Genomic DNA, 6,774 nt, shown 5'->3' with positions numbered 1-6,774 from the left:
TGGCCCTCGTGACCGACGCACCGGGGCGCGAAAAGACCCGCCGGACCGACCCGTCGGGGTTTTCGAACGGACTCTCAGCGCCTCCCGCCCGCGCGGCCGCCTCCGAGCCGCCCGCGGTTGCCCGATACCGCCGGCGGCCGCGAGCGCGAGGGCTGCTGGAACGCACCCGACCGGCGCGACGGCTGCGCCCGCGGCGGCTGGCTGGATTTCGGCTGCGAGATCACCGCCCCCTGCCGGTTCGTCGACCGCGCCTCTGTCAGCGCGCGCGCGTCGGAAGACGCCGGCCGCCGCGCGGTCGGCAGCTCCGCCTGCGCGGCCCCGGCCTTCTTGCGCGTCTCGATCTTCTGTCGCGCCACCTCGCGGCTGGCCGGGTCGGAGATCGAGGCCCGGCCCGTCCCCGGCACCGGCTGCTCGGCGATTCCCGGGAAGTCGCCCCGTTCGATCTGGCCGCGGCCGCGGTCGCCGATGCTGATCCTTCCGCCGCCGCCCGTAGCCGGCCGCCCGCCATCGCCGATCGAGATGTCATCCCGGTCGATGTTGATCTCGTCGCGGTCGATGGTGATGTCGCCCCGGTCCCAGTCGATATCGTCGTCGCCGTCCCAGCCATGCCAGTCGTCGTCGTCGAAAATCTCGTCGAGGATGATTGCGCCGCCGAGGATGATACCGCCTGCGACCAGCGCGTCGTCCCAGTCGTCGTCGTGGACATAGACGATGTCGTCGCCGTCGCCGTCGTGATAGACCGGCGGCCCGGCGACCGGCGTGGTGTAGACGACACTGCTGTCGTAGGTCGGCACATAGACGACCCCCGGTGTGGCCGGGGCGATGACGATCTTGTCGTTCACCTCCTCGATCTTCTGCGCCTCGTTGTCGACGAGATAGCCGTTTTCCTTCGCCCTGGCGCGCAGGCGCTGGATCGAGGCCAGCACGTCGTCGGTCTGCGCCACCACCGCCTCGCCGGCCTGCTCGGTCCAGTCGATGTGATCGCTCATCCGCGTCACGAGATCGGGGAAGCCGGCCGCGAGCTCGCGGACGCTGTCGTCCCACGACTGATCGACCGCCTTCGCCGCGCGGTCCTTTTCGGAGAGATCCGTCGCGCCCGCGACGAAGCGCCCGGCCTTGACCACGTCGAGCGGAACGGTCGAGGCCACCAGCACCGGGGTCAGCACCTCATCGGGAAAGAGCGCCACCGGTCCGAACAGCGTGTCGAGCTCCGCCGGCGTCAACGGCCCCTCGACCTCGACCACCGCCGCCATCGACGTCGCCGCGGCGGACGCCTCCTCCGCGGTCAACGGACCGCCGCCCGCGTCGACGCAGGGCACCGAGATCGCCGTTCCGACGGCGAGGTTTTCCGGACCGCCCGCGAGGATCGCGCGATTGGCATCGACCAGCAGGTTCCAGAGCATCGGGTCGCCATAGGCCCGCTTCGCCACGCGGCTGAGCGTGTCGCCGCGGGCGATGACGTAGGTGCCACCGCAGGTGACGGTCCCGTCCCCGCGCACTATCTGCGCGCAGGCTGGCGCCGCGGAACCGAAGGCGGCGATCGCCAGGGCGAGGTATCCTGAAGCACGCATCTTCCCCCTCCACCATACCCACCCGCGGGTCGTCAGTCATTGTCGAGGTACATGACCTGATAGATGCCGGAGACGCAGAGCCTCTCGGTCTTGGTGAACCGGCCGTCCTGATCGTAGTCGCATTTCTCGATGTGGACGACGCTCATCCGACGATACTTTAGCTGCATCTGCTCGAAGGTCGCCGTCGCCTCCTGAGCAATCGCGGGTCCCGCGATCGCCACGGCCAGCACCAGGAGGCAAAGATGGCGAAGGCCCGGTCGCCGCCATTTTGGCGCATGGATTGTGCATGCGATGCGCATGGGTTGTGCATGCCTCCTTTCGGCGTCCTTCCGGGCCGGGCGGCTTTCACGTCGCCGGCGGCGCCCAGTTCAGGAACAGGCCGATATCGCCCGGCACCCCGCCGGGCAAGTTGATCACCATCGCCTTGAGCCGGTAGCCCCGAGGCCCGGCGAGTGTTTTCGTATCGCTCGAAGAACTCCCTTCGCCTTGCCCCGCGGCGTCCGCGTTGGCGACCAGCCGCCGCGCCATGGCGAACTCGTCCACGCTGACGTGGCTCGACAGGAAGTCGCGGGTGAAGTCGGCGACGCGACTCTCCTCGGCTTCGCGCGCCTTCCGCTCGACGTCCATCTTTTCCATTTCCTTCTGGAGGATGGACATCCGCGGCGCCTCGACCGACCGCGGAATGGCGTTCGGATCGATCTTCTCCGCCATCCTGGCACTCCCCCGGATCATGGATACCACACCTTTTACGCCCGCCCGCGGCTCCGGGGAATGTTATATACGGTAGCGTACGCCGGATGCCGCTTGACGCTGGCTTTCGCACCTGCACACGAAGGGCCGACACGTCCGCCGCCCTGAACGATGGGAATGCCTCATGACCGAGCGCGAGACTCCGCGGCTGCCGACCGCCGCCGCCGCCGAATACCTGACCGACGCCTGGCAGCGCACGATCCTCACCCTCGACGTCATGCGCAGACGCGCCGCCCAGTACGAGGCCCACGCCGCCGAGGCCGCGCCGAACGTCCTCGACTACCGGGCCGAGCTCGTGATGGACGGGCGTACCCTCGCCCGGCCGGTCAACTATCTCCTCACCCGAATCGTGCCGCCCGAGGGCGTCGCGATCGACCCGCTCAGGCGTCCGTTCGTCATCGTCGACCCCCGCGCCGGCCACGGCCCCGGCATCGGCGGCTTCAAGGCCGACAGCGAGATCGGCGTCGCGATGAAGGCGGGTCACCCCGCCTACTTCATCGGCTTTCTCCCCGAGCCCTGCCCCGGCCAGACGATCCTCGACGTCGCCGCCGCCGAAGCGACCTTCCTCGAGGCGGTGATCGCCCGTCACCCCGATGCCGAGGGCAAGCCCTGCGTCATCGGCAACTGCCAGGCCGGCTGGGCGGCGATGATCGTCGCGGCACTCCGCCCCGAACTCTTCGGGCCGGTCATCATCGCCGGCGCGCCCTTGTCCTACTGGGCGGGCGTCCGGGGCGAGTATCCGATGCGCTACTCTGGCGGCCTCCTCGGCGGCTCGTGGCTGACCGCGCTCGCGGGCGACCTCGGCGCCGGGATCTTCGATGGCGCCAACCTGGTGCAGAATTTCGAGAACCAGAACCCCGCAAACACCCTCTGGACCAAGCAGTACAATCTCTGGTCCAAGGTCGATACCGAGGCCGAGCGCTTCCTCGAGTTCGAGAAGTGGTGGAACGCCCACGTCACGCTGAATGCCGGCGAGATGCAGTGGATCGTCGACGAGCTTTTCGTCGGCAACAACCTCGCGGCCGGCAACATCCGCACCGCGGACGGCACGGCCATCGACCTTCGCGCCATCCGCTCGCCGATCGTCGTCTTCTGCTCAAAGGGCGACAACATCACCCCACCGAGCCAGGCCCTCGACTGGATCCTCGACCTCTACGACAACGAGGACGAGATCCGGAGCTGGGGCCAGACCATCGTCTACACCGTCCACGAGCATGTCGGCCACCTCGGCATCTTCGTCTCCGCCGGCGTCGCCCGGAAGGAGCACGACGAGTTCGCTTCCAACATCGACCTGATCGACGTGCTGCCCCCCGGCCTCTACGAGGCGGTGCTGACCCCGAAGGGCGAGGCGGTCGACAATCCCGGCCTCGTCACCGGCGAATGGCTGATGCGCTGCGAGGCGCGCACCCTCGACGACATCCGCGCCCTGGGTGGCAACGACCTCGCCGACGAGCGCAAGTTCGAGGCCGCGGCCCGGGTCTCGGAGATCAACCTCGCCCTCTACCGCGCCTTCGCTCAGCCCGCCGTCAAGGCGCTCGCCAATCCGCGGATCGCCGAGGCGGCCCGCCGGATGCATCCGCTTCGCCTCTCCTACGAGATGTTCGGCGGGAAAAATCCCTGGTCCGCCTGGATCGACACCGAGGCGAAGCGCGTGCGCGGCCGCCGGGCGCCCGCCAAGGCCGGTAACCCCCTCGTCGCCGCGCAGGAACTAGCCTCGCAGGCGATCGTCGAAGGGCTTGACACCTGGCGAGTGACGATGGAGCGGCTCACCGAGCAGACGTTCCATGCGATCTACGGCACCCCGGCGCTCCAGGCTGCGCTCGGCATCGACACCGCCTCCGCCGAGCGTCCCCGCAAGGCGGCGAAGAGCGAGCTCCACGCCGCGTTCGTCGCCCGCCGCGGCGAGGAACTGCGGGCCGAGATGACCCGAGGCGGCCTCCGCGAGGCGCTGGTCCGGGCGCTCGTCTGGGTCGGGATGGCCCGCGACGCCGTCGACGAGCGCGGCTTCGCGGCGATCACCCGCCTGCGCGACGCCCACCCCGCCAGCCGCCAGATGAGCCTCGCCGACTTCAAGGCTCTGGTCCGCGACCAGTACCTGATGCTCGTCGTCGATGAGGAGGCGGCGCTCGCCGCGATCCCCGGCCTGATGCCGGAGTCGGCCGAGGACCGCCGCGCCGCGCTCGCCGCCCTGAAAGGCGTCGTCGAGGCGAGCGGCGCCGCGCCTGCCGACCGCCTTGCCCGTGTCGCCGCGCTCTTCGGTCTCGGGCCGGAGCTGACGACGAGCCGCGAGGCATCCTGACCCCGGAGTTCCCCGTGCAAGAGCCCACCGAAAAGTACCAGCGCCTGATCGCCGCCGCCCGCGACGGCTCGCCCGCTGTCACGATCGTCGCTCACCCCTGCGACGAGGCCTCGCTGCGCGGCGCGATGGACGCGGCGGCCGCGGCGATCATCGAGCCCGTGCTGGTCGGCCCCGCCGCGCGGATCGCCGCCGTCGCCGCCGAGCACGGCATCGACATCGCCGGGCGCGAGATCGTCAACGCCCCGCACAGCCACGCCGCCGCGGCGAAGGCGGTCGAACTCGTGCGCGAGGGCCGGGGCGAGCTGCTGATGAAGGGCAGCCTCCACACCGACGAGCTGATGGCCGAGGTGGTGGCCAAGGACACCGGGCTGCGCACCGAACGGCGGATCAGCCATGTCTTCATCATGGACGTGCCGGGGCACCCCGAGACCCTGTTCATCACCGACGCGGCGATCAACATCTTCCCCGATCTCGAAACCAAGCGCGACATCATCCAGAACGCCATCGATCTCTGGGCCGGCATCGGCCTCGGCACCCCGAACGTCGCCATCCTCTCCGCCGTCGAGACGGTGACGACGAAGATCCCCTCGACGATCGAGGCCGCCGCGCTCTGCAAGATGGCCGAGCGCGGCCAGATCACCGGCGGCCTGCTCGAAGGCCCGCTCGCCTTCGACAACGCCATCAGCCCCGAGGCCGCGGCGATCAAGGGCATCGCCGGCCCGGTCGCCGGCCACGCCCAGATCCTCGTCGTCCCCGACCTCGAGGCCGGCAACATGCTGGCCAAGAACCTCACCTTCCTCGCCCATGCCGACGCCGCCGGCATCGTGCTCGGCGCGCGCGTGCCGATTATCCTCACCTCCCGCGCCGACGGCGTGCGAACCCGCCTCGCCTCCTGCGCCGTCGCCGCGATCTACGCCAACGCCCGTCGGGCCAAGGCGGGCGCGGGCGCCTGATGCGGACGATCCTCGTCATCAACGCCGGCTCGTCGAGCCTGAAGTTCCAGCTGTTCGACGTCGAAAGCGGCACGCCGCGCCGCGCGATCCGCGGCCAGATGGACGGCATCGGCGTCCACCCGCGCCTCAAGGCCACCGACGGCGCCGGCGCCACGCTCGTCGACCGCGTTGAGACCGCCGTCCTCGATCTGCCCTCGGCCGTCGAGGCGACCCGCGCCTGGTTCCAGACCCTCGGCGGCGCGAGGATCGACGCCATCGGCCACCGCGTCGTCCACGGCGGCCCGGACTTCGACCACCCGGTCCTGATCGACGACGCCGTCCTCGACCGCCTCGACCGCTTGTCGCCGCTCGCGCCGCTGCACCAGCCGAACAATCTCGCGCCGATCCGCCTCGCGAGGGAGATCAATCCCGATGTCCCGCAGGTCGCCTGCTTCGACACCGCCTTCCACCGCGGCCACCCGGCCTTCGCCGACTGCTACGCCCTGCCGCGCGCCCTCCATGACGAGGGTATCCGCCGCTACGGCTTCCATGGCCTCAGCTATGAATACATCGCCCACCGCCTGCCCGAGGTCGCGCCCGAGGTCGCCGGCGGCCGCGTCCTCGCCGCCCATCTCGGCAGCGGCGCTTCGATGTGTGCGATGCGGGGCGGCCGCGGCGTCGAGTGCACCATGGGCTTCACCGCGCTCGACGGCCTGCCGATGGGCACGCGCCCCGGCCAGCTCGACCCCGGCGTCGTCCTGCACCTGATCGAGGAGAAGGGCATGACCGCGGCCGAGGTCACGCGGCTGCTCTATCACGAGGCGGGGCTCAAGGGCCTGTCCGGCATTTCCAACGACGTTCGGGTGCTGCTCGCCAGCGACGATCCCGCCGCCGCCCTCGCCCTCGACCATTTCGCCTGGCGCTGCGGCCTGCACGCAGGAGGGCTCGCCGCCGCGCTCGGTGGCCTCGACGCCTTCGTCTTCACCGCCGGCATCGGCGAGAATTCCCCCGCGGTCCGCGCCCGCGTCGCCGAACGTCTCGCCTGGCTCGGCGCCGAGCTCGACCCCGACGCCAACGCCGCCGGCGCCACCGTCATCTCGACGCCGGCGAGCCGCGTCACCCTCCTCGTCATCCCCACCGACGAGGAACTGATGATCGCCCGCCACACCCTCGCCCTGATAGGAACCGCTGCATGACCCTGCCGTCCGTGAAAGCAAAGCTC

5 protein-coding genes are annotated in these 6,774 nt (G+C 70.3%); 3 read left to right on the top strand and 2 right to left on the bottom strand.

Going from position 1 to position 6,774, the window contains the following annotated elements:
• Positions 1-74: 74 nt before the first annotated feature.
• Together Q0480_RS08235 and Q0480_RS08230 are read right to left on the bottom strand one after the other, a co-directional pair.
• Positions 75-1,571, bottom strand: coding sequence for a DUF3300 domain-containing protein (locus tag Q0480_RS08235; protein ID WP_299131949.1), 1,497 nt, complete (start codon positions 1,569-1,571; stop codon positions 75-77).
• A 345-nt stretch (positions 1,572-1,916) separates the two neighbouring features.
• Entirely contained in the window at positions 1,917-2,282 is a 366-nt protein-coding gene (locus Q0480_RS08230; RefSeq protein WP_299131948.1) for a hypothetical protein, read from the bottom strand.
• A 163-nt stretch (positions 2,283-2,445) separates the two neighbouring features.
• Here Q0480_RS08230 and Q0480_RS08225 point away from each other — a divergent pair, with 163 nt between their 5' ends.
• The 3 genes from Q0480_RS08225 to Q0480_RS08215 are packed head-to-tail and all read left to right on the top strand — an operon-like array spanning position 2,446 to position 6,748.
• On the top strand, positions 2,446-4,620 hold the full coding sequence (locus Q0480_RS08225) for a DUF3141 domain-containing protein (protein ID WP_299131947.1): 2,175 nt from the start codon (positions 2,446-2,448) through the stop codon (positions 4,618-4,620).
• 14 nt (positions 4,621-4,634) lie between these two features.
• A complete protein-coding gene (locus tag Q0480_RS08220) occupies positions 4,635-5,573 on the top strand; it encodes a phosphate acetyltransferase (protein ID WP_299131945.1) in 939 nt (312 codons plus the stop codon).
• Positions 5,573-6,748, top strand: a complete 1,176-nt coding sequence (locus tag Q0480_RS08215; protein ID WP_299131943.1) for an acetate/propionate family kinase — start codon at positions 5,573-5,575, stop codon at positions 6,746-6,748. Before Q0480_RS08220 ends, Q0480_RS08215 begins: the two co-directional genes overlap by 1 nt.
• Positions 6,749-6,774 lie beyond the last annotated feature (26 nt).

This window comes from uncultured Amaricoccus sp., from assembly GCF_937891315.1.
In the GTDB taxonomy this organism is placed as follows: domain Bacteria; phylum Pseudomonadota; class Alphaproteobacteria; order Rhodobacterales; family Rhodobacteraceae; genus Amaricoccus.
The sequence above is the reverse complement of the archived record's forward strand: the minus strand, read 5'-3'. Positions and strand labels throughout refer to the sequence as shown.

Coding starts and splice junctions, on each gene's coding strand:
- Q0480_RS08235 (WP_299131949.1), bottom strand. CDS start 1,571: ATGCGTGCTTCAGGATACCTCGCCCTGGCGATCGCCGCCTTCGGTTCC.
- Q0480_RS08230 (WP_299131948.1), bottom strand. CDS start 2,282: ATGGCGGAGAAGATCGATCCGAACGCCATTCCGCGGTCGGTCGAGGCG.
- Q0480_RS08225 (WP_299131947.1), top strand. CDS start 2,446: ATGACCGAGCGCGAGACTCCGCGGCTGCCGACCGCCGCCGCCGCCGAA.
- Q0480_RS08215 (WP_299131943.1), top strand. CDS start 5,573: ATGCGGACGATCCTCGTCATCAACGCCGGCTCGTCGAGCCTGAAGTTC.